18 protein-coding genes are annotated in these 24,617 nt (G+C 47.1%); 3 read left to right on the top strand and 15 right to left on the bottom strand.

The genetic code is table 11. The annotated features are described in order from the left end of the window. Positions 1–958: 958 nt before the first annotated feature. From ACJJID_RS13995 to ACJJID_RS13985, 3 genes are all read right to left on the bottom strand, one after another. Positions 959–3,991, bottom strand: coding sequence for a DUF2339 domain-containing protein (locus tag ACJJID_RS13995; protein ID WP_444920010.1), 3,033 nt, complete (start codon positions 3,989–3,991; stop codon positions 959–961). Positions 3,992–4,066: 75 nt separating this feature from the next. After that, on the bottom strand, positions 4,067–4,531 hold the full coding sequence (locus tag ACJJID_RS13990; RefSeq protein ID WP_444920009.1) for a DUF4166 domain-containing protein: 465 nt from the start codon (positions 4,529–4,531) through the stop codon (positions 4,067–4,069). A 148-nt stretch (positions 4,532–4,679) separates the two neighbouring features. Beyond that, positions 4,680–5,039, bottom strand: coding sequence for a hypothetical protein (locus ACJJID_RS13985; protein WP_444920008.1), 360 nt, complete (start codon positions 5,037–5,039; stop codon positions 4,680–4,682). Between the two features lie 379 nt (positions 5,040–5,418). On the opposite strand from ACJJID_RS13985, the gene ACJJID_RS13980 reads away from it, so the two are divergent. Continuing rightward, the gene (locus ACJJID_RS13980; RefSeq protein WP_444920007.1) at positions 5,419–8,283 is read left to right on the top strand and encodes an Ig-like domain-containing protein; all 2,865 of its coding nucleotides are present in this window, start codon (positions 5,419–5,421) and stop codon (positions 8,281–8,283) included. Between the two features lie 146 nt (positions 8,284–8,429). On the opposite strand, the gene ACJJID_RS13975 is transcribed toward ACJJID_RS13980, so the two are convergent. The 10 genes from ACJJID_RS13975 to ACJJID_RS13930 all read right to left on the bottom strand — a co-directional run bounded on the left by ACJJID_RS13975 (position 8,430) and on the right by ACJJID_RS13930 (position 19,672). Next, on the bottom strand, positions 8,430–8,744 hold the full coding sequence (locus ACJJID_RS13975; RefSeq protein WP_444920006.1) for a transposase: 315 nt from the start codon (positions 8,742–8,744) through the stop codon (positions 8,430–8,432). A gap of 6 nt (positions 8,745–8,750) precedes the next feature. Next, positions 8,751–9,152: an IS3 family transposase gene (locus ACJJID_RS13970; RefSeq protein WP_444920005.1), complete on the bottom strand. Its 402-nt coding sequence runs from the start codon at positions 9,150–9,152 to the stop codon at positions 8,751–8,753. 44 nt (positions 9,153–9,196) lie between these two features. Continuing rightward, the gene (locus tag ACJJID_RS13965) at positions 9,197–9,550 is read right to left on the bottom strand and encodes a transposase (protein WP_444920004.1); all 354 of its coding nucleotides are present in this window, start codon (positions 9,548–9,550) and stop codon (positions 9,197–9,199) included. Between the two features lie 923 nt (positions 9,551–10,473). Further along, a complete protein-coding gene (locus ACJJID_RS13960; RefSeq protein WP_444920003.1) occupies positions 10,474–10,782 on the bottom strand; it encodes a hypothetical protein in 309 nt (102 codons plus the stop codon). 14 nt (positions 10,783–10,796) lie between these two features. Then, positions 10,797–14,480 carry a S8 family peptidase gene (locus ACJJID_RS13955; RefSeq protein WP_444920002.1) on the bottom strand — a complete coding sequence of 1,228 codons (3,684 nt, stop codon included), beginning with the start codon at positions 14,478–14,480 and terminating at the stop codon, positions 10,797–10,799. Positions 14,481–16,103: 1,623 nt separating this feature from the next. Further along, positions 16,104–16,358, bottom strand: a complete 255-nt coding sequence (locus ACJJID_RS13950) for a hypothetical protein (protein ID WP_444920001.1) — start codon at positions 16,356–16,358, stop codon at positions 16,104–16,106. Between the two features lie 25 nt (positions 16,359–16,383). Beyond that, on the bottom strand, positions 16,384–17,175 hold the full coding sequence (locus ACJJID_RS13945; protein WP_444920000.1) for a hypothetical protein: 792 nt from the start codon (positions 17,173–17,175) through the stop codon (positions 16,384–16,386). 392 nt (positions 17,176–17,567) lie between these two features. Continuing rightward, positions 17,568–17,819, bottom strand: a complete 252-nt coding sequence (locus tag ACJJID_RS13940; protein ID WP_444919999.1) for a hypothetical protein — start codon at positions 17,817–17,819, stop codon at positions 17,568–17,570. Between the two features lie 1,002 nt (positions 17,820–18,821). Continuing rightward, the gene (locus ACJJID_RS13935; protein ID WP_444919998.1) at positions 18,822–19,400 is read right to left on the bottom strand and encodes a hypothetical protein; all 579 of its coding nucleotides are present in this window, start codon (positions 19,398–19,400) and stop codon (positions 18,822–18,824) included. 104 nt (positions 19,401–19,504) lie between these two features. Beyond that, positions 19,505–19,672 (bottom strand): hypothetical protein, encoded by a 168-nt coding sequence (locus tag ACJJID_RS13930; protein ID WP_444919997.1) that lies wholly within the window; start codon positions 19,670–19,672, stop codon positions 19,505–19,507. Between the two features lie 986 nt (positions 19,673–20,658). Between ACJJID_RS13930 and ACJJID_RS13925 the strand changes: the two genes are divergently transcribed. After that, on the top strand, positions 20,659–21,591 hold the full coding sequence (locus ACJJID_RS13925) for a hypothetical protein (protein ID WP_444919996.1): 933 nt from the start codon (positions 20,659–20,661) through the stop codon (positions 21,589–21,591). A gap of 190 nt (positions 21,592–21,781) precedes the next feature. On the opposite strand, the gene ACJJID_RS13920 is transcribed toward ACJJID_RS13925, so the two are convergent. Both ACJJID_RS13920 and ACJJID_RS13915 read right to left on the bottom strand, forming a co-directional pair. Continuing rightward, positions 21,782–22,324 (bottom strand): hypothetical protein, encoded by a 543-nt coding sequence (locus ACJJID_RS13920; RefSeq protein WP_444919995.1) that lies wholly within the window; start codon positions 22,322–22,324, stop codon positions 21,782–21,784. Position 22,325: 1 nt separating this feature from the next. Beyond that, positions 22,326–22,940, bottom strand: coding sequence for an AHH domain-containing protein (locus tag ACJJID_RS13915; protein WP_444919994.1), 615 nt, complete (start codon positions 22,938–22,940; stop codon positions 22,326–22,328). 231 nt (positions 22,941–23,171) lie between these two features. On the opposite strand from ACJJID_RS13915, the gene ACJJID_RS13910 reads away from it, so the two are divergent. Beyond that, on the top strand, positions 23,172–24,011 hold the full coding sequence (locus ACJJID_RS13910) for a putative phage abortive infection protein (protein WP_444919993.1): 840 nt from the start codon (positions 23,172–23,174) through the stop codon (positions 24,009–24,011). The last annotated feature ends 606 nt before the right edge of the window (positions 24,012–24,617 follow it).

The following is a 24,617-nucleotide window of genomic DNA, read 5'->3' as shown; positions in this document are numbered from 1 at the left end:
GCTCCTTAAACTGTGAAAAGGCCGATAGAGCCGCGCTCTAAGTGGGTTATCGCTGTCGTTAGGGAGTAGTTTATTTATATTTAACAGAATGAAAATTAGTCTATTTAGGCTTGTTCATTCTGTTTAGTAGAATGAAAGGGGTGAAACTGGGTGGCTAGGGTCTCAGAAGTGGTATTCAGCCCCCAAGGAGAAAACAAAGGGATCAATATCCAGGCACTTAATAGCCCCATTGAATAGCCAATGGCTGTCCGTCCAAAGGCAACGTCAATACCAACTTCCCCTAGCCAGCCCCCAGGAACTAATAAGCTTCCATCTAGCCCGTGACCCAGCCCCGAGTACCATCTAAAAGTAGTTCTGCGCCGTATGGTTGATATGCTCGCTGAAAAAATGAGTGTAATGCACTGCCGTTTAAATACAGAGTATCGGAGTCGTCATTGGGGACGACCACCGCAGCGTCGGCACGAATGATAAATTCTCCTTTTTGGCAATCTGATACCGCCCGGTAGGTCACTAAAAGTGCGAAGCAAAAAAATATTGTCAGCTTGAATTTTTCTTATCCCAGCTTCCAGAGATTCGATGGAAAAATAGGGTTTTAAGCAGACAATTCAATACAAGCAAAGACTCATTATTTGAATGCTAGATTGATAGTGTTGTTGTCTTGCTAGTACGGATTTTCTATACGTTTCAATCTGTGAGACAACATTTTTTGCTGTAATTTATCAATTTTATAGAAAAAATTTCAGTTTATAATTTTGTGGCGTAATTAGTGATAGATGTTATCAATTTATGGGGTGAATGTTGAACAGGTTAACTGATTGGATAAATTGGTCCTGTTTTCTCTAGATTTTTTTAAATAGATGCATAAATTTCTAGGTGGTTTTTTTATTTATTTCGTTGTTTAAATGAAAAAACATAAATGGGCCTAGGAGACCCATTTATATTTTTGTAAAAAGTTATGTCAATAAGTGCTTTCTTTTTTGGTCGATAAAAATCTCTGATACTGGAAGGCCGCACCCAGCATACATAGCCCTACCAACATACAGACCACAATCTTCTGTATCAGAGAAAAGTCCTGCATATCCCAAAGCACAATTTTAAGTGCGGCAATGCCGTACAAAATAAGTGAAAGTTTTAGTAACCGCTGGGTACCTGGTTTCAGGGTCTGGAATAGTAGCAGTGTTGCATGTACCACCAGGGCAAAAGATATTGCTGGCAGCCACATGGTTTCCAGTATTTGTGCCAGCAGAGCGATATAAAGTGGAATTGCTGTGAGGTGCAATGCCCACAGGTTAAACAACCTACGGCCTGGCCATACGGCCCGATTGGCGAAGAAGCGCTGATAAACCAGCAACGAAGCAACTCCCAAGGCCACCAGATTATAAATCCCTATCATTGGTGCTTTATTGGAATTGAGGATTACTGCTGCAACTTGTAACAAGGTAATAAACTCAAACAGACGCAGACTCAACATATAAAGTGGAGTCAACTGATTGCGCAGTGGGGCTAATTTGGATTTAAAAACATACAGACTGGCGAAGTACAGTTGGCAAAGTAAGAGGGCCAGTGCAAAGTCCCGGCTTAGCGCATAGCTAATAATAAACAGTGTTGCCGCGAGATAGTAAAAAGCCAGAGGAAAGAGTGGCTTGAGTGCACCGTGCAGGGCCAACTGCCAATCCTTGCCAACGGGCTTTCGCCGCAACCCTTGACCGATCCACAACAACGCAGTCAGTGATACTAACCCCAACAGCAGCCCACTCATAGCAAGGCCTTGCCAGTTGGCAAATTCCCGCAGGGCACAGCCGCTCACTGCTACAAAGCTTGCGCCTACAATTAAGATCCGTAGTTCCTGTTTTAATACTTCCAGCTTTAGGCATATATAAAGCCCTAGGGTGATAGCGCAAGATAACCAAACGGCCATGGGGAAGTAGTCGCTGGCTTTATAAATCACCGTCGGTAGGAAAAATATCGGCAACAGAGCGTAAAACAGCTTGCGCAAATTGAGTGCCAGGGAGAAGCCTGTAGATTCCATATCCAGGTGTTTATACAGAGCTGCAATCATCCACAGGCTGAGAAAGGCCTCCACGCTGGCAATCTTTCCATAAGGTATTTGATCGTAGAAATGTAAATTACCCACAATCGATGCACTCGCCAGCAATGGGACAAACAGCAGTAAGTAATGGCTGAGTCCCAACCATTCACAAAATGCTGAGCCAGTGCGCTGGCCTCGACAGATCAAAAAGCCCATTGGTAACAGGGCAAGTAGCCACATGCCTTGGGGCCAGAGGATTCCCACTGATAGCAGGAAGCTTGCAGATAAAAATACCGCAAAAGCATTATCTGCAATAGTGGCTAAACGGTGTTCTGCAGGAGTGATTCGGTCTGCACAGTGCCGTAATAGCTGGGTTAATGCGAAGGCAGCAGCACAGAGTGCCAGCCAGTTACCCCAGCCAGCGTCTGCGCTTAATGAAAGCAACATCGGTGCGGGAACAACACTTCCAGCTACCCAGGCCAGAGCTTGCCACAGCATGGTAAGGCCTGCGGCAGTAAGGGCGATATAACCCTCGCTTCTTACACTGATAAAGCCAAAACGGGCACCGAGAAAAATCAGCAATAATCCTTCAAGGCACCAGACAACTCCCAGTAAAGCGGGGCTGCATAACGCTAGGATTGCCAAACCCGCCAACAATCCACCGTGTAGTAGAGCCATATTCTGTACAACACGGGCGGAAACACTGGTGGCGCTGTAGCCAAACAGCCAGCGTGAATAAATGGCCAGCGCCATCCAGGGTAGAAGGTTAAGCAGCCACACTATGCCCAGCGCATGGCTGCTGGGGGCCAACGACCAGCTGATGTGAATAAATAACAGCAGGTTTGCGGCAATAATAAACAGGCGCTTTCGCTCCAGCTCTTTGGTTTCTATCAGTTCGGTACGCAGTCCTCGCAAGGCGTAATGGGCAAATCCATAAAAGAAGCCGTGCAATATCAGCAGTGGCCCCAAGGTTGAGGCGGTTTCATCCAGGTTTGAGATCGAAAACTCAAACATGCCGGCACTCAGCGCCATAGTTACCATTGCAAGCTGTGGCCAGCGTATTTGCCTGGATAAATGCAGCATGGCAAGGGCGAGTGCCAATAAGTAGCTGAGATAAACAAGCGCCGATGGATCAAAATGATTCGCCACCAAAGGCATGCTGGCGCCGCCCAGCAGGGTCACCATGGACACCACTCGTGTCTCAAATAATAGGGCGAGTAAGTAGGAGAGGCCTGTTGTCACTACCAACAGGCCGACTCCTATGGGGATAGGTACCAACTGGTAGTAGGGCCCGGCAAAGTACCCACATAGATAGAGAAGAATCACCCCGAGTGCTATTAGTCCGGAGCCGTAGTCGGCCATATGAGGCATTCGCCGGCTGAATGTGACACCGCCAAAGGTTGTTACTGCTGCGACTAGAAAGCCCAGAGTAACCTTACCAATTGGGCCCAAATAGTTGTTGAAAGAGAACTGCAGCAAATAAGCGAAGCCAAACACCAGCGCCAATATGCCGGCTGCGGTCATAAAGAATACCGGAGCCTTACCCTGAAGCTGGTAGTGGCGATAAAAGCCCATAAGGGGCTCCCACACGCGGTTGAGTGGTTCCAGGGCTGGCTCTACTAGGCTGGCGAACCCTTCCTGTAACCATGGTGTGGTCGTTGATGCTTTTCTGTCTTTTTGAGACGGTGATTTGGGTTCAGCAGGTGCCTTAGTGGGGGTTAAGATTGCTGGCTTAGCTTGCTCAATGACCCTGCGGGGCTCGGTAGGTGTGCCCATAAGCAGGGCTAAATCATCCTCTAACTCAGCGGTGCTTTCTGCTAAGACTTCTTTATTTTCAGTATTGCCCCGCCTGAGTTGTGCTTCAAGGGCAGAGAGCCGCCGTTCGAAGGTCTCTAGTCGGCGCCGATTGTCCCTCTCTAGCAGGGCTAGCTCTGCTCGGAGTGATAGCAGTTCACTTTCCATAACTTGCTCTTATCGTTTTGATCGAGACTATCCTGTGCCTTTTCCTACGGCAAGTGCATAGTTAACCGCACGGATCTACCCGATCGTTTCTTCAACATCTTCCTTTAGCGTGCCTGAGTAACCGAAGAGAAAACCCAGCACCGGTAAGGAGATTTTCACCTCAAACTGGTAGAGCTCATTCACAATTGCTTTTCCAGCAGAAACCTTTGGCCGGAATATTGTTGGAATTGGGAGCCGAAAAATTGACACAGAACGTTGCAACCATTGCCAGTTGCCACCCTCAGTGGAAACCCCAAGCTGTATTTTGATTGGGCCAGTGGACTCAACCCAGTAACCACCTTGTTGATAAGTTTTTACTGGGTGAAATTCTGAGGTAAAGGTATGGCTGTTGGCAAAGGTGCGGGACCAGATCAGTGTTTTGGTGGAATGGTGGATTTCCACAGAGAAAGGCACCTTGCCAGCCTTTGCGGGGCCCCCCAATTTGCGAGCCATTCGCCGGCCAATCCAGCCAGCAACGCCGGAACCAAAGCGAATATCCACCTCACCTTGAGCCTGGCACCCTTTGTATGCAGCTCTTGCAAAAGTGGATTCAGCTGGTCGAAATCCGGTCCGAACCAATCGAGCACCGCATTTTTCATAGGGCTCACTCTCAAGAAATCACAGGGGGTTCTTTAGTCTGCAGCCGTGCTTAAGCCTTAGGGCGCACCACCACCTGCATTGAGCAGTGGATGGTTTTATCGCCGTCTTTAACCAATACTTCTGAAGACTCAGAAATCACCTGGGATACAACCAGGTCTGAAATACTAACGACCTCCAACAGCTCTTCCTTACAGCCAGCAATATTGGCTGCATTAGAAATGGCAGAATCGTAACTGGTCTTGTGGGAGAAGCCTCTCTCCTCCTCGCCACGGCGACTGCGTTGAATGCTTTGGTAGGCATCTTTGCCTGCATCCACGGTATCTCCAATAACCCGGCCCGGTTTGACTTCGAGTTTCATGCAGGAGCTGGTGGCGAGGGCAATGATGAGAATAGTGATGATTTTTTTCATTTAACGACCTGAATTTATTTGAAATAACAACTGTTGCGGGGGGGGGGGATATCGTTGCTCCGCAAAATATCCCGCGGGATCTTATAGAGATATACGAAGTAATCAAGTGGGTAATAGAGTATGCCGAGTGGCAATTTCTCAAGGGATATGTTAACGAGCGATAGCTTATTTATAAGTTTAGCTACTGTTCTATGATGAGAATAAATCACCTTGCAGAATCCTATTTCATCGTACCTGAGTATAAATCAATCAAAATAGTACACATTGTGAAGGAGTAAAACTAAAAATTTCTCAAAATTCCAGATTGTTTGTTAAAGTCGCCGCCCTGGCGTTACGCTCATAAAAAATCTTTAAAATCTATTCTTGGGGGCACTAATTAATGAGCAGTTTTAAGAGAGCTCTTTGTCTTAGTTCTATTATCGTAATTTCCGCCTGTAGCGGAGGGGGCGGAGGTGGTGGTTCAAACGATGACAATTCGGATAGTTCATCCAATAGTTCATCCAATAGTTCATCCAATAGTTCATCCAATAGTGCGCCCGAGTTCGTCTCTACAACAGAAGTCACCTTCGAGGAAAATAGTTCCGGCATCCTACTTACACTATCTGCTAGTGACGCCGATGGAGACAGCATAAGTTACAGCATTAGCGGTGGCGAAGATCAGTCCCGCTTTTTAATTGATAATGGTAACCAGCTACGTTTCGGTTTTGCACCGGATTTTGAGAATCCTGCAGACGCAGATGGAGACAACGACTACCGGGTAACGGTCGAGGCTAGCGATGGCAACGGCGGCCAATCAAGCCAGGAAATTGTAATAACCGTTGTTGATGTTAACGATGGCGCTCCAGAGTTTTCTTCCACAACTGAAATCACAGTTGAGGAAGGTGTGAGCGATATTTTTTATACCGCTACGGCCGAGGACCCAGATAGAGACGATGTCACCTACTCATTGAGCGGCGGCATCGATGCTGCGCTGTTCTCTATTGGCTCCGCCAGCGGAGAACTCCGCTTTAACACTGCCCCAGATTTTGAGTCGCCTGCGGATAGTGATAAGGATAACAATTATCAGCTGTCAATTAGTGCCGCCGACAGCGAAGGGCTCGCGAACCAGCTTTCGTTGCAGGTCACTGTAACTAATCTACCGACACCTTCGGCTCGCATCATTTTCCCGACCGGTGGTGCCAATATGGGAGGGCAGCTTTCCAGCATAGCACTCTCTGCCCGAGTCCTTGATTTGGAAAGTGCCTCCAGGCAACTGGCTAGCATCACTATCGGTGGCCAATCACCGACTGAGGACGCCAATAGCCCATCAGTCTGGTATCTCGATAGTGCGATTAACGAAGGTAGCGATGCCTACACCCTCTCCGCCCAGTTCGTTACTGGCGAAACAATTGAGGATTCACTCTCACTAAAGAACGAGCAGTTAATAGCGCGACCAGTGAGTGTGTCCTACGACAACTTGCTTGGAAGCAGTTATTTTGCTGACAGTGGTGCGGAAACGATATTTGAGGTAGGCACAGACGGTTCTCGTCGGGTGATTTCAGGACCATCGGTTGGCTCTGGTCCAGCACTGGGGCTGGTTGATATGGAACAAAACTTTCCAGAAGTACGCAGCAATTCTGCCGATGACAACTTTGTCGTATTAAATAGGGACGGGAGTATCTACTCCGTCCAGCGCAGCACCGGTGACCGTACGCAATTGACCACCTGGCCTCAGCCAATTCCTGAGATTTCCACTGGCTTTAAAAGGCTGACTCTAACAAGCTCTGGAGGTGAAGCTTACGCAGCAAGAACAGTTGAAATTTTTGGAAGTATTGATACTTATGGTGAGATTATTAAATTTGACTTGTCGAGCGGTGATCACTCTGTAATATCCAGCTCTAGTTCAGCATCCCCGGTGGGTACTGGGCCAGATATGCTATCTTCGTTTGGTATCGCATTAGATGAGGCGAATGGACAGCTATATGTGGGTGATCTAGTTTCTGGCTCTATTTTCAAGGTAGACATTGCCAGTGGCGATAGAGCAATTATAAGCGGCAATAGTGTTGGCAGTGGCGAATCCGCATTTCCTTCAGATTTGATCGTCGATCTTGACAGTGATCAAATATATGTCACTGGTGGCGAAAATGTTCTGCAAGTGGATATTGCAACCGGTAATCGATCAGTTGTAACCAGCAAAACTAAGGGCGAAGGGTTACAGCTTGAATACGCAGCAGCAATTGGCCGGGGTGCTGATAGCGATCACCTAGTGGTGTCTGGAAGGTCTGCTGATCCGGTAATCATGTCCGTCGAGATCAGTACAGGCAATAGATCTATAGTTTCCTCCAACAAAGTTGGTATGGGGCCCAGTTACACATGGCACGATGTAAATTATATCTTCTCGACAGATCAGCTACTGGTGATATCCCAAGACGGTGGTTCAGCTCCGGGAGAAGGTGGCAGCGTAGCCGCAGAAATTGATTTGCAGAATGGCAACCGTGCGATCGTATCTCACTTTGCCCCTAATGATTCTCCCCGCATAGTAGCGTCCACAATTGTCCCTGGCGAGTCAGATGGTCATGCCTATATATTTGATGAGTACTCAGATCGACTGCTCAAGATTGATCTAGTAGACAGTGGCGTTGAGGTAATCTCTGCGGCCAATATTGGTGAGGGACCAGAGTTCTACGGACTTGTAGGGGCTATGGAGTTTGATGCCGACAACAATCGTATGATTTTGTTACAGCGCTCTGGGTTGATGAGCGTCAAGCTTGAAAATGGTGACAGAGAAATTATCTTCGATAATCATACCGGTTCCGCTCCTTACTTTGACTCTGTTGAGGGCTTAGCGTTGGATCTCGCTAATAATCGAGTGTTCGTCAGTGATTCTGGTATCGGTGGTATCTGGAAAGTGGATCTGACTACTGGTGACAGGAGTACTTTCGCCTCGTCAGTACATGGCGGCAGTAATAATAAGATCCCTACAGACATTGTCCTGGACACAATCGGCAATCAGCTTCTAGTGGGTACTGAAAGTGGAGATTTGGTAGCTATCGACTTGGATGACTTTTCACAATCAACCCTGACTAGCGGTAAGGGCTGTGATACCGACTGTCGTGGCGGTGGTATTGCGGTAGCGAGCCTAGATTCCCTTGCTGTTGACGCAGAAGGCCGTCGACTCTTTGCCTACGACAATGGGATGTTTGGTATTAAAGGTGTCGTTGTTATCGACTTACGTTCTGGTCAACGCGCATTAGCTTCTAAGTAACGACTAACAGGGTCCCTGCTCTAAGGGGCCCTAGAAGCCTCCTCCCTTAAAGTAGACGCTACCTTATATTCATCTTATGCGGCCATTCTTTCATATTCATATGGGCTTTTGAACCCAAGTGAATTGTGTCTTCTCTTCAAATTATATTATCTATCAAGGTACCAAGATAAGTTAGCCCTAAGATCCTCAACCGACTCAAAGTAAAACCCTTTGATATTCTCAGTTTTCAGTGTCTGAAAAAAAGACTCTACATACACATTATCATTCATAAATCCTGGTCGATTCATGCTCGACTCAATACCTAGTTCTTTGAGTCGGTTTTGGTATGCATAAGCACCGTACTCAGACCCACGGTCACTGTGAAACATTAGATCTGATTCTATCCTTCTACGACGGACAGCTTTATTTAGCGCTGACAGCGTTAATTCAACGGTTCGAGTATTTGATAATTCCCAACCCACCACTTTTCAAGAGTAAAGATCAATAATTACAGCTAAATATTGCCACTGACCATTGATCTTCAGATAGGTCACATCACCTACCCAATGAGAGTCTGGTTTAGTCGGCATACCATGTTCTCGTTGTAAATTTTCAACCTTAATACAAGGATTTCCAGGTAATGGGCGTCGACGATAGATCCTTCCTGCTTTCCCCACGATTCCAGCCTCTCGCATAAGGCGTTCAACGCGTTTGTGATTTATTCGCTCACCAATAGCTTTCAGTTCTGCGCAAATTCTTGGACTTCCATAATTACCATTATGCTGTGTGTAGATAGTCTCTATACACCCTAGAATTCTTTTATTTTCTATGTCTCGAGCACTTTCAATACGGTTAAGCCATTTATAAAATCCCTGAAGTGAAACATCCAAATATCTACACAAGTACTTGACACCAAAGTCCCACCGATTGTGGGCTATGAACGCGAATCTTTCAGCTTTTGATCTTTCAGGTACACTTCCCACTTTTTTAGGAGGTCATTCTCCTTCTGTAATTTCTCAACCTGCTTTCTTAGGCGTTTTATTTCTTTATCATCAGTTTGAGACTGAGGGTTCGCTGTCTTCGTCATACTTATTCTACGGCTAGGCCTCTCAACCAACTTGCCTTCTCTACTTTCTTGTAGCGATCTATACACCATTACTGGATGTAGGCCAATGATGTTGGCGATAGTAGTCGTATCTACTTTCAGCTGATTAGTGAGTGCGACCACTCTAACTTTAAACTCTGTTGAGTATTCAACAACATGTTCTTCGCTCAATATTTTCGGCATTTTCTCCTACCCTATTCAAAAGGTAGGCGTCTACTCTATGAGAGAAGGTTTCCATTGGATCTCGATGGTGAATAAACCTTAAACGCCGTTTATCCTGTTGGGCTCTTCAATCCACTGTTGGTGAAAGTCCATATTTTTGTATAGCCAATGAATATATTTATTAGCTTCTCCATACGGCTGTCAAGGTCTACTTCAGGCTTTATCTCCTTATCAGCCGAAGAAGTATCACTGTTTCTGATTACAATATTTTCAGTCGGTCAATTTGCTGGGTTTTGAGTGTAATGAATAGCTACATCTTAAGCGATGAGTTCGTATGCGTTCCTTTTTATTAACATTTTAAGGGTCAATATTTTTTCTATAAAATTATTCAGACTAAAGGAGATTTTGGGGCTTGTCTTTAGTGCTTAAAGGAGGTGATTTGAGCAGTTTTTTGTCAGTTACTGTAGCTACCACAAAGACTATAAAAGTAGCCGCATATTGTAAGGTGGTCACGTAATCAGGTTTTAGGCATTATCAATTTTATTATCCCACTGTTTTTAAGGGCCTGCCTCTTCCAGATTGATTGATCTCACACATAAAAACTAGGACAAGCTCCTTCTTTGATAAGACTTTTACTCGAGTTTGATGAAATAATAATCTTTTGGTTGTGGGGTACTATCTTCTGGTGAGGAGGGGGAATATCAGCGGAAGACCGCTAACTAGAAAGGGGGAAGGGAGTTTAATAGCTGAGGGTTGCCCCACCTATGAGGAAAAGATTGTGAAACTCTAAGCAACTGAAGATATTTTTGTGCAAAGCCCATTAGGGTGATTATTGTTGGGTTCTGTCGCAAAGTTTGCGAAAGAACCCAAAGTGGACCGTTAAGGTTGGTGTTTACTTGTGGATGACAAAAAAGGCTTTTAGGTTTCCTATACCCAAAAGCAATTTATTGGCTCAGCGTAATTTCACCGCCCTCAGCAGGCAATCCGGATACCGGCAGCGAATCACCGCTGTCTTTTCGGCGAACATCCACGACGGTAACACTGCTGGAGAAGGTTTTGGATACGGAGCCGCCAGTGCTGCCAGAACCACCGGTGCTGCCGGAACCGCCAGTGCTGCCAGAACCACCGGTGCTACCGGAACCGTCGGTGCTGTTGGAACTATCCGAACCGCCGCCCCCGCCGCTACAAGCACTGAGAGCTATTAACAGCAGAGCAGAGACGGCAGATTTAAGAATGAAGTTTTTCCCGTTCATTAGTTTGTGCTCCTTCATTGCACAAAATCGTAAGTGACGATGAAATGGCTCTCGCCGGGCTCCAGCGCCATCGGTCCCGGCATGTCGAGTTGGAAAGTCAGTTCACCGTCATCTGCTTGAAACTCACTGCTGGCAAGTATGGTGTCGCCCTCATCCAGGTTTCCATCGCTGTTATTGTCCAGGTAGAGTTTTGCCTGGGCGATATCCAGTCCGTCGTCCCCGCTGCCGGATGCCTGCAAGGTCAGGGTGTTGAGTTCCGAACCCACGTCCATCTCCAGGCTAAATAACTGCACCACCACATCTTTCTCACCAGGACTTGCCTCGCGATCGTCTCCAGTACTCGAATTGAACTTCACTCCTGAGCTCGATGCCTGCTGGAAGCGGGGGTTAAAGGGCTGGGCATCTTCGCTGTCTACAGCGCCATCATTATCGGTATCCACTACCGTTGCCGCATCCAAGCCCAGCACGAAGGCGCCGCGAATCGTGTTTTGCACACTGTTGCCGGCACTGTCTGTGGCGACAATGCGCAGGTCGGCAACGGCGGATTCCGACACTTCGGGCAGCAGGGTAAGGTAGCGACCGTCTTCTGGTGCGGTTTCCAGCGGCAACCAGTCACCCCCGTCCAGCGCCAGCTCGGTGGTCACAGAGTCGAGTGGCAACTGGCTTTCGAGCGACAAATACAGTTTGGCGTTGCGGCGCGCATAGTGCGAAATCACGCCGTCGTCCAGGAGTTCCAGCATGGCGATGCGCGGCGCGGTGGCACCGTCCAGATTGTTGAGTTGCACCCGGGCACTGGAGGTATATTCATCTTCACCGAGAGTGGTTGTGTACTCGACATCCATCTGCACCGAGGTGCACTCGCTGTCGGCGAAGAACAAGTACTCTGGAATAAAGTCGTCGCTGCTCAACTCACTAGCATCGGGCAGGCACAAGGCACGGTATCTGGACTCCGGTCTGTAGCCGTTGCCCCAGCTGTCCATTATCCAGCTCGAAGAAATGTTGCCATTATTGCTGGGGAGCAAGCGGTGATTACCGCCGTCGTTGCGCAGACCCCCGGTAAAATATCTGGGCCCCTGGCCCATGACCATGATTCCACTGGGCCGTTCAAGTATTACTTCGGGGGTAGTAAAGTCCTCATTGCTACGCCGTAGCTTGCGGTAGGCAGTACGGCCAATGGAAATATCGTTGCTATGGGTCTCCGTGGCCCAATCTTCCCCTAGGGGTACATGCAAATTCAAAAATGTGGGCCAAGCTGAGATACTCTCCTCATTTCCGTGCAGGGTGACTAGTGATGATTTGTGGGTTAACTCGCTCGGTATAGTCCACCAGTTTGTAATGACCTTATACCTAGGGAGCCCATAACCTACGGCATAGCCCTCCTGATTCCAGAGCGGGTTGCCGATCAGCAACTGCACGCTGCCGGGGTTTCTGAGATCGAAGTGCAGATCTTCGGACATGCCCTGTTGTCCGTGCTTAACCGTATACAGCTTGCGGTCCTGCGGGTGCGCGCTCCCTTCTTCCGCCAGGCCCATATAGTTAACATGGAAGTTGTCAGATAGATTGCGTAGGGTTCTCATCGGTACATCCCCACTGTAATTCAGGCTCAAGCCCGACCCGGGCATTTCGGGATGGGTCAGCTCAAGTGCCTGATCCATAAATAGGAGCGCCTCGCCGCTTTCTGTTTGCAGAGGGGGAATACCAGCCCCCCGAACTCTTGCAGGCACCACCAATTCACCATCGGACGTACGTCGATTCTCGAACGCGTGCCAGACGTCATAATGCTCTCCATCAGCAGAGACATCCGTACTGAACAGAATATTGATAGGTTCGTCACGCACTGCCATGTGTAGGACAGGCTCAGTACTTTCGAAATTGGAGAGCTGCTCCCAGGCATACCAGCTCTCATTGAATAGAAATGCTGAATAGGACCAGAATTCCCTCGGCGCCTCGGATTCACGCATGGCCAGCACCTCCGCGCGGTGGAAGGCCACAGGCAGGCGCACCCGCTCATCGCCGGAGAAATATTCAAGCGTTGAATCGTAGGCGACTTCCAGCGGTTCGTGGTAGGGCACCTGACCGTGATCGACATTCAGTTCAACGAGCTCGGCTTTGCTCGCACCCGCTTCCAAATCGAATTGGTCGGCGGAAAGATCCAAGTCGGCGCCGGCGGGGAAATTACCCCCGTTCGCAACTGTGAATTCGGCAGGAGCGCTCAGGTTTTTAACCGTCACCTGCAGGGTTCTCTGACTGTGAGCGCCCTGTCCGAAGTGACCCGCATAGAGAGTTGGCGGGCTGACTAGAAAACGAGCGCTCGCAGCCGCGAAGGCATCTAGCTGCCCGTTGCCTACCTCAGCGAGTTTGCCGTCTACTTGCGCTGCCCGGTTGACCAGCAGCGCCTTGATCTCGGTGCTGGTCAGTTCTGGGTGTAACTGGCGCAGTAGTGCCGAGGCGCCTGCCACATGGGGCGCGGCAAAAGAAGTGCCGGATTCAGTGCGGAGGCCGCCGCCCAGGTTGGCACTAGAGACAGCCACACCAGGCGCGACTATCTCCGGCTTGACGCTGTTGCTGCTCAGGTCCAGGCTGGTACCGAACATGCCCCGGGAACTGAAGTCTGCCAGGTGGCCCGCCCCATCCACCGCGCCCACGGTGACTATTTCCTCCGCGGAACCGGGACTGCCAATGGAATTGAGAGAGGGGCCGTCATTGCCGGCGGCGGCGACCACTACGACACCGGCGCGCATGGCATTGTTGGCGGCGACCGATAGAACTGAGTTGTTTCCACCCTCACTGCCCAGGCTCAAATTAATCACGTCCACCGCATCGTCCGTTTGCGGATTTCCGTCCGGGTCCAACGCGGACTCGATGGCGGCGATGATGTCGCTCTCGCTGCCAAAGCCATAGCTGTTCAGCGCCTTGTAGGCGTAGAGCTTGGCAGCGGGCGCTACCGCCGCGGCCACGCCAGCCACCATGGTGCCGTGGAAGTGGTCGTCCATGGGGTCACTATCATCGTTCACGAAATCGTAGCCACCGACCACGCGGCAGCCGCTGCCCAAGCAGCCGCCCAGGTCTTCGTGGGTGTAATCGATACCGGAATCGATAATGGCGATGCTGGTCCCTTGTCCTTTGATGGCCCTGTCCTGCGCATCGCGCATTGCCCACACCTCGGGTGCGCGTACCTGCTGTGGACTGCCGGCCTGAAAAGCGCGCACCTGCCGGTCCCGGGTTACCGCGCGCACCTCCGGCATGGCGGCGATAGCGGGCAGCTGATCCACTCTGGCGGTTGCGCTGATGGCGTTGACTGCACGAGTAAAGCGGTGGCTGTGGCTCGCGATTAGTTTGCGCTGTTGAAGTTTGGCGACCATTTGCCGTTGGCGCAGGCTCAACTCCTGCTGTCGGGCGACGAAAGCGCGCATATCCCGCCGTGTACCGATAGCGCCGGATGCACGCAAGCCAGCCTGCTCCGCAGCAGAAGGCCCGTGCAGTTCGATGATAATGCGCACTTCTTCATCCGGATGATATCTGATCACCTCCGGCCAGACTTGCCTGTTGCGCTCGGACTGAGACGCGTCTTCGCGGGACACGCTCAACTGCAGAGAACGAGACCCTGAAGCTTGTTCCCCCGGGTCTGCTGCCGCGGGTTGCAGTAATGTAACCAAGGCGGTCGCTGTCAGATACTGCAGAATCGGTTTTACACGCATATAGTAAACCTCCTATTTAAGTAGTCGACCCTGACAAAAAACAAATACCCATTTCCACTACCGGGTAGCGTGGGCTTATGAGATAACTCTTGCCAACTTCAGCTTTTAGGTGTATGTAAAAAGCATATTGTTAGCATGTGTGAATTAGAGGGCTAAAAAAATTGGTGGAAGTGCCTTTTTAGAGCGAAATAAAAAGCTTCCAGTACCTTAATATTCATTTTCTTACATTCCAGGCGTATGCGGCCATGAAAAGGTTGATCGCATCACCTGCGGTGCCTTTAAAGAAGTTCTTTGACAGTAGAAATCAAATTTTAGGTGCTCGCTTAACGGTTTAATTACCGCTCGAAGCCAACACTTTTACTTTTTCTCTTCTTTTCTCACTAACAGGAATTATCTCTTTTTTACGCAGGCTTGGGTAAAATTATTTTCGTACCTTCTGCCAGCCTCTTTTCCTGATTGCCCCGATCACATATGGTCTCTTCAATCTTGGGTCCTTAACTTCGCTATCCATGTCAATCACTTCATCTGAGGTTTTACTATTGTAAAAGTTTTCTGGTGATTAAAATAATACTGCCTTTCGCTATAAAGACAAAAGGGACTTAGCTGCCATACTTATGCGGCTTATGATCCTTACCCCAGGCAGCACAATACACTTGTGGTTCGAGTTAGCTGTAGATCTTGTTTCTATCATTTTTCTGTTGTTTCAATACATGCTCATACAGCGTAAAATTATCTTGACATGTGTCTAAAAGATCCTCAGGTAATCTTCTTCTCGCTTTCCGCAAAAGAGTGCCTGCTATTTTACGCAGATATCTTACCGCTTTTTATGCTTGAACCATTCTTGATAGAGCGAAAGAATCACAAATTAAGTCGTATTTCTATTAATCTCTTGGTATAGATTCAGCGCTGCTAAATACCATTATGTTGAGTGATTTTATTAAAGTGGTTGGAAATTTGATCGCGAGCTTACCACCCGTTGGGTAAGTAATAAATAGATTTATCTTGCACGATAGTGTCGATATTTACGGCTTTGGCTTCAATAGGGTTGGTATGGAATTGCATCGATACTTCGAAAATTTTTTCAACACCGGGCTAACCAATATAGGTGCGAAAATACACCAATTCTATGGGGTGGCAGGAAACTTTATTCTGGGAAAATTTTAAACCACAGAAGTCTTGATGGTAGGGAGCGTTTCTATTGAAATGCAACATTTCCATCACTCAAATTTTCCAGTTATTTGAGTCTTGGTAGGCCGAAGAAAAGACGAGGGAGGATGCGGTGGCGACCGATCCTGTCAGAATAGCAGCGTCCAAAAGTGCGCTTAAAACCTGTCCAGGGAATTTCTTTTGAGAGCAGTAACAGTGAATTTGAGAAATCAAGTTGATCACGGAGGTTGGTGCCAACAAAGCTGGTTTGTTGGTGCTGATCGGTGTCCGTAAGAATAATCATGATTGAACATTATTCCAACGGTGATTGTAATCCATAGGCCGCAATTGCCTAGAGTCAGCTGTCCATTCTTGCGTTATTCTATCCATTCTCACTAGGTAAAGTCCCGAGCTTCGATCTGTGTTATCTAAGGTGTTGTTACTGGTGACAGCGAGAAAGTGAATGCGAACATCACCTTACGGAATAATCGGGTAATTAATTTTTGCTCCGTCTATATCTAAGTTTTTAGTACTTAGACTTCTACCTCCGGAGGTTGTTGCTAAACTATAGATAGCTCTTATTAAATTGGTTTTATAGTAGTTGCCAATATGCTCATTCTTTATTGTCATCCAAGTGTCGTACAATTGTGAAGATACGAATACATTGCGGTTAATATTGGAATTTTCACCGCTGTTGACAAAGGCAATCCAACGAAGTGTATTGTTTTTCATAGCTTGTCCTTGCTTAATATAAAAATTAATCCAGCCAGGCTGGCGGTGGGCTACCAGGCTTGGTAATAATTATATCTTCATCAAACTCACCACCTCTGTGCCACTCTGGATAAATCCAGGGCTCAAGTTTACGTTTAGTGCTAGCTTTGTCATTGGGTCGGTGTCGTTGTACTTCAGCAAGTTGTTTTTTTATGTCTATACCAAGCTGTAAGCTAACGCTATTACAAACTGCATCGCGAATACTATTCATAGCAACTAAGCAGTATTTAACTGGGGCATAGCCTAGATACCTAAAATTGAGTGTTAGATAGTGGGCTCTATCCAGGGGAATAAAGAAACTACTGGTAAAGTAGGTTTCATGATGGGGATTTTTTGTCAGAATTTCTGGAGGATTAAGGCGATGCCTCTCAAGAAAGATTGCTGTAGCCTCACCGAATTTATAGAGTTTCCAATTAACAGGAGCTTTTTGTACATGATCGTTAGGGTTACCTGGGCCCCAGTAATATAGGCAGCGCATAACAACCTGTTCAAAGTGCTTAGAATTTAAACAGCTCATACTGTAGGGAAGGGTGTCGTGACGATTTAAGATTAGTTTAAAATCAATAGTTCCAATGGGACGGCTGCGCCAGATAGGTCCAAAAATTTCCCAGCTTCGTTCCATTAAGCACTGTCTGGCAACACCTTCACGCTCCATGTCTTCGCAATAACTATCATCATTATAATCACTACCGTCAAAAATATTGATTTTTTCGGGGTAGTTCAATTTGAATTCTGCAAAGCTATCGTGACAAGTGTGAGGAGGGAGAAAAAATTCCACGCGGTTTCCTGAGAGATCAATGGAAATCTTCTCCCGTTCATTGCGATGTGGTATATAGGGGTGTCGGCGGGAAGCAAACAGACGCTCTAGCATTTTGGAATAAATCCTTTGAGTACTTGCTAAGCATTATTCTAATCGACAAATATTTTTATGCATTAAAAATTCATCATTAAATTGAGGTGTTAGTCATATGGAAGTGCCGGTAAAGAGAAATTTTTTGTACGATCGTTTTAATAATCACTAATTGCCACTTTTATAAAGTCATAATTAGCTGTATATAAATGTGGTTGCCTCATTGAGGTGGGCCAACTTTTCTATATTGTTGCTCAGTCTACCGGCTCCCGATTTGACCTAAAATTGCTTAATATTTTGGACCTGAGTAGCCCTCGCGCTTACTGCTTGTGTTCCAGCTTCTCCAGGTCTTCTCGTTCGCAGTCGATTAGGTTTGCCCTCTCATCGGCAAGGTGGGCGCCGATAACTGCTGGCTTTTGGCTGGTGGTGTTGCTCTCGGATATCAGGCTAATGCTTTGGAAAAGGGTGCGAAGCTTGTTTATTGACTCTAGGCTGAGGTTTGCGATATCGATTGAACGACCAAGGAAGTTATCGGCTTGAGGGGGTGAAACAGTTGGGGCGTGGTTTGCCATGGCTTAGGCTCCTTGTATGAGTGAGCCGTTACCCATGAAGTGCTAATCTCGATTGGGCGGCGGGTACAAGGCCCCCCAGGCAGCCCACCATAAAAAGGTGAGAATAGGTGAGGTCCGGGCACAAAAAAACGCACACAGAGGTAGGCGGCTTCCGGTCGCCTTGTAGTTTCGGGGTGCTAATCACGGTTACGGATTTTGCCGCAACGCTTCCAGTATGCTTTCCCAGTGTAAAGCCTTTCAATGTTGGGCATCGAATGGTCTGTCAATATTTTACTTTGGTGTTTGGCTGTCCAATTTTGGGTGGAGTGAATGCATAATTAATGTCAACGAGACATTACTTCTTTTAGGACCCAGTCATCCGCCTGTTGCTGGTGTATAAACAGCACAATATGGTAGTAATTGCTCATTACTGCATAGGCACAAACGTCCAAGGCGAATATTTCCGCGAGTTCCAGAATACGATTTTCTATCCAATGCTGGCGATGCTCAAAGCCCTGGCCGGTACGCTCGTCGCGTCCACACAGGAAAGTGCGGCGTACACAACGGGAAACCCAGTGGTAGTAGGGCGTTGTGCATAGATCGATCAGGCTTGATCTTGGTTTAGTAATATTTGCGTCGTTACTGTATATATAATCAGCATTCTGTATAGGGTGATAAGATATGCAAGTGTGTGGCGTAGAATACTTTAGCTTCTGTGGGTGTCCCGTTACGCCTTTTATGTGCGTTACTTCAATCGGGAGTATCGGTGCTCGGGAATTCTGTGGTGGGGGCGATACAAATCCTGTTTGGTCCAATCTATCGAGAAACAGTTTGCCCGGCGGGTGACGAAAATGCTGCTGGGCCGCCCGCGTATAGCTTAACCATAAATGTGGGTATTCCTAACACAATGTTGATCTGCCCCCACTTATTTAGAGGGCTCCGACAGGCATTGAGCCTGTCGGATGAAAAACGTCCGGTGCCTAGTGAACTGCTAAATGGGAAATCGAGACTATCTATTGCTAGTCACTTTTTAGAACCGACGTACATCGCAAATAACCGAAGGCCGATGGAAATTAAGACAAGCATACTTGGCGCTGTATGAGCGGGCATTGCCTTTAATTGAGTGATTTCTCTTTGAAGGGTCATCGTTTGATGTGGATTGGACTGGTGCTTTGGAACCTGAATGACGTTTTTCTTAAGTAATTTATCGAACGACTCGATTTCTCCCGCAAGCATATCCAGGAGTTCCAATTCGGTCTTGCCATCCCATGGTAGCTGTTTCCTATATGCGTCAACTGCTTTACCAAGCTTTTTCCATTCTTCTGCGAGGAAGGCTTCAAGTGATGAGAGGGTCCTAAGCTTCGAGTTCATGGATTGATTGGCTCGGTAGGCGTTTTGTCCATGAGCGCCGCTCGCCATTATTCCACCAAAGTGCTGCACGTTATGCTTGGCGGTATTTAGGTTGCGGCTAATTAAGTTGAGTTGATCCAAGGTGTGAGCCAGAGTCTGATCAAATCTTGGATCTTTATTCTTAATCGCTACCAGCGCGGTGTTAACCAGTCGACTTACCTGTACCTTGGTTGCATGTTCGTTGATAGACATATCCTTTTATCCTCGTTAATCCATTGAAGAATGTGTTCTACCTCTCTGATTTGAGATGCATGTGCCACATTCAATTTTTCCTTGATGAATACGCGAATTCTAAATCAAATCTGCCGAGTGTCGTGGTCGAATAGAGTACGGGCCATTGCACGGAAGTCGCGGGCGGTCATGGTTTCGCTGTCATAGATCAGTGACCTGAGCGCAGTCCTCACACCGGTATCAGACAGTGGACGGCTCTGGCCATCGAGCTGCTGGGAAAATATATTTGCCATGACCAGTTAGCGGCTCCAGTTTTTGCAGTAAGGCTAGAGCCTGTTCAGCAAGAGGAATAGTGTGGCTGGCCCATTTTCATTTTTTCGATGGGCAGTTTTATGTGCTTGGCACTCCAATTGATTTCCGTCCGTTCAAGTTTTCGCAATTCTGCAGGGCGGCAGAATAGGAGAGGGGATAGTTTTAGGGCTGCTCTTACTACTGGTGTGGCCTGGTATCCGTCTATGGCAGTTAGTAGGCGCCCAACTTCAGCAGGGTCTGTAATTGCTGCCAGGTGCTTTTCCTTGGTGGCGGTGAGTGCGCCGGGTCAACCCTGCGTACTTACTTGCACTCCGGCAATTTGATGGGGGCAGTGGCGCAAACCTGCTCGACCTCATAATTGAGCCCAGCAAAAATGGCTGGATTTGGTGGGTTTGGGTTAGATTGACCGGGATGGTCCAGATAAGCAAAAACCCCGGAAACTCTAGGTTTGCGGGGCTTTCGTGGGCTGTCTGAGACAGCGATTTGGTGATGGCGGGAGTCGAAAAATAGCTATAACCCATTGATAAATAAAGATTAAATATTTCCTGTTTTTCAAAACCCGTCAATAAACCCGTCCACTAGAGCAAAGTAACCCCCAGTTTGGCGCGTTAGTTACCTGGCTCTGCTGTGCCTCTGGTTGGCCCAATGTGGCATGCGCCGGCAGGCTTCCCGGAGCCCCGTACTGACGCGAACAAAACCTTCGCTGATGTCAACATTTGTCAACAGGTGGAGGGTTCCCTTGATTGTGGATAAACCTTCCTCTTGAGGGCCCCTAGCAGGCGAGTGTCTGCAAGTGCCAATCCGGCAGAGGGGCTGTTCTTTTATTACTTCGGCAATACTTACGACGTCGCTATTAGCTGTGCGTGGTTTCCCATAAAACATTTGGCTATCTCTCAATTGAGGGTAGAGGGCTTGGCACTACATACGCTAACCTCCCTTCAAAATCCAATGTATTAGGGGGGGGAGAATGGTTCATAGTATTTCAAGGCCGCAAAATTGTGTGGTTTGTAGGAAGGAGCTCGCTAAGGAGCTGGCTAGAGATTCTGATGGAATTCACCAAGAATGTCCTCGATGCGGAGAGTTTAAGGTTGTTGATGCCGCTCTGCATAGCTTGGAGGATGGGCTTAGAGAGGAGCTAAGAACCAAGGTGTCGGGCTGGGTATTTGAACAATTTCGAGCAGGCGGGATTCCAGTAATTACGAAGAGCAACCTGAAGCAAATATTTACTCGCCCTATACCATCTGTGGAAGAAAGAGCTATGCGGCTGCTCGTAGAAGCTAGTCGAAACCTGGAGCATTTAGGTGCTTATATCAATTTACAAGCGTCGCGTTTTGAGGTGAGCACCTACTCATCGAAGAGAGAGGACGTTGACTATCTCTTGGTTGTTCTTGAAGAACAAAACTTGGTGAACTGTACCACTTCGCGGGGTGACTATGAGATTACCCCGGCTGGTTACAGAAAGCTTGATGAGTTAAGTACTCCAAGCCCTGCTTCTTCCCGAGGGTTTGTAGCTATGTGGTTCGCTGAAGAGTTGAACAGCGTATACAGCGATGGGTTTGAGGCTGGCATTTTGAGAGCGGGATATGACTCCTTGCGAATAGATAAAGCAGAGCATATCAACCGCATCGACGATGAAATTATTAGACAAATAAAGGCTTCTAGATTCGTTGTTGCAGATTTTACTGGGCATCGAGGTGGAGTCTACTTCGAAGCCGGTTATGCATTGGGGTTAAACCTGCCAGTAATATGGACATGCAAGAAAGACCATATGCAAGACCTTCACTTTGATATTCGGCAGTTTAATTGCATTGATTGGGAATCACCTGGAGAGCTTGCTGAGCGTCTGACGATGAGGATAGAGGCCGTGCTAGGCCCTGGTCCCAATAAAAGTTTGGTGTGATAGCGCTGTTCGTTGGGGCCTACCCATGAAGAGCCTAACTACCCCGGTTGGTAGTTTTTTGAGTCCATAAAAAGGGCTGAGATTTCGTGCTTGGCCGGTTGTGGACCTCAGGTATTCTCAGGCTAAGGCCCATATCTGGTAGCTGTTGCAGCCTTCACCGATTGGGCCCACTTGGCAGTTGTCAGGCTGACTAGTAGTGTGTCAGGTTCGTGCTGAATAGTAGGCCGTCGAGCTTCTCAGCCTCAACCACGTCTTTGAATGCGTCGGTGCAGTAGATGGTTATATAGGATTCCTTACTCCTAAATACCGGAACACCCTTCAGCTTGACTTTATCGAACTCAATACCCGAAAGCAGATTCCCATTCTTACTTACTGAGCCGGGCACTACTGCGTTAAGGTCTTCAGCAATTGTCAGGGGGTTGAATAGGTAAAACTTGGCTTGCTGATGGGTGCAAGGGAGAAACTCGCCAAAGGGGCCGAGAACACCCTCTAAGGCCTGATAAGCCGATTCATGCAATACAAGGTAGTTCCGCCACTTTGAAAGTGTAGGAATAGCAGGAACGGCATCATCAATGCTGAATTGAATCTCCAGGGGCTCCCAGTCGTCAGCGTATTTGATAGGTCTAGTATCGATTACAAAATCATCATCCCCACGCTTATCTTCGACTTCATCAATATCGAAGTTCGGGCTCATGTAATCACTGTAGTTTGGGGAGAGCTGGTAAAATTCCACATTAAACTCCGGCTTGTTTGCGGACTTCATCGGCAGGCAACATAACATAGTGAGGGAAACTGGAGAATTTAAGGTCGTACTCAATGGCTTTGAGAACCTTCTCGACCTCGGCTTCGTTCAAGTTTTCAATATCTATTGCGGCGAACTCCAACTCTAGCCACTTGTAATAACCAACTCTATGAATGCGAGAATGGGGAATAGCGGCGGGCATTTTGGGGTGTGGGGTATCGGCGGTTCTACTGGGAAGCCAGGTTCCGTTCCTTATGTCGTCTATCCTGATTTTGACGCGGGCTAAGATAGCTCTGAGCGGTGTGGCCATCGAGTGGCCCCCTGAGACTATTGCGTGAGCATCACAGTTCCCGCCAGGGTGAGGCTTCCCGTTTTTTTCCATGAATCTACCAAGCCGGGAAGAGTCATGCTCTTCATTTCTCACCTCTTTTCTCGACATGGTGACAGACTCTTGGCGGTACTTGTCGAGAGTTGCCTCTACTTGGTCGACCACTTTCAGCGCTAAGTAGTCGGCCTTGCTCAGATTTTCTTTTGAAACAAACCTATCAATAGCCACTTCACGGCGGTCTTTCAAATAGTACGGTTTTGGCTGTTCGTAGTGTCCCATTTGTATCTTTCCTCCCCGGTAATACTGACATCGAAGAATACATAAGTCTGCCAGGGGAATAAAGGTGCTTAGACCTGTCAGAAGCAGATACTCTCAGAGTCAAACTTTTTCTAATTAAATATGTAGATTAATCTAATATGACTAGAGTTAATCTATCAGGATAGATTTTTGAAGTGGGCAAACGAGAGGGGTAATGAAGTGGTCAGCAATTTAAAGAGATTCGTTTGAAATATGAGAGACTCTAATATCCAAGTAGAAACTTCAGAGAATTCGGGGAAAATTATAGTAGGATTTGCGATATTAGTTGCAATGTCTTTTGTTTTTGCTCTTGTTATTTTTAGCATATATCTTTGGCATTTTGATGCTGGATTTTCTAATGAACATGGAAATTGGGGGGCTTTTGGAGATTACGTAGGCGGGATTCTCAACCCTGTTTTTGCTTTTTTGGCACTTCTTGCCCTGCTATCGACGATTTATATTCAAAGTAAGGAGATGAAAAAGTCAGCCCGTGAGTTGTCAATATCTGCGACAGCCTTAAGGGAGCAGTCTCAGCTGCTTAAAGTTCAAACTTTTGAGAGCTCTTTTTTTCAAATGATTAAACTTCATAGCCATATAGTTGAAGACTTGAAGAAATTTTTTACTGGGCAGGATATTAAATTTATAAAAGGAAGGGCGTATTTTTACTTATTTTTTCAGTCTCTTAAGCAGACGTATGACGATAAGAATAGTGATGGTCGGGACGCTGTAGATACTATGAGAGAGGCTTATGAGCGGGAATATGCTTTACATGAAAATGATGTGGGACATGTTTTCAGGGGAGTTTACCTTGTCTTGGACTTTGTTGGTGGGTCTGATATCGATAATAAGTTGCGATATATGAAAATTATACAGTCTCAATTGTCGCTGTATGAGCAAGTAATGTTATTTTACCATTGTTTATTTGGTCCGTGCCCATCAGAATTTAAACTATTAATGGAGGAGTGGGGAATGTTCAGTAACTTGAATTTTGATATTTTGATAGAGGGGGAGGTAATTAAAGAAATGTATCATAGTGCTGCATTCTCTGAATAGTTTTTAGTTTTCTGGCTTCGTTTGCCGTTTAATTTATTTCAGGTAAGTTAAGAGCCGAAGTGATATGCCACACTTAGGGATTGGCTTTAGAATCTGGGCAAGATGACTAGCCCTGAAACCTTCTTGAGAACGGGAAAATTTGCTCAGTTTCTCTTCAATCGAGGCCCTTGTGTCAGAGGTATCTCTATTGTTTCATGTATATAATCATTATTTCCAATTCCGAATATTTACTCGCTTTACCTGTTGAGCTAATGACCGACAGTTGTGAATAAGCCTTCGCTCCAGAGCTAAGCCAGAATTCTAGCGTAGGTCAAAAAGTAGTCAGTTTGGCTGGGTATGGTGATACGGCAGGCTAAGCTCCCAAGGGGTATTCGGAACCCCGAATAGGTGTTCGGAAAAAGCGAAGAACCCTATTCAGGATACTGAAGGGGGGGTATTTAGAAAATCTAAACGACCCCTTTAGGAATCCTAAAGAGGGGTATTTAGGTTTCCTAAATGAGAGTAATACATTACTGAGTAATACATTAGAGAATAATAATACTGGAACAAATCCGGAAGTTGACCCTGTTGAATCTGGGCTGAGGATATTGTGAATAATCCAACATG

This window comes from Microbulbifer sp. CnH-101-G, assembly GCF_052466775.1.
Note: the sequence above shows the minus strand (reverse complement) of the source record. Positions and strands in the feature narration are given on the sequence as shown.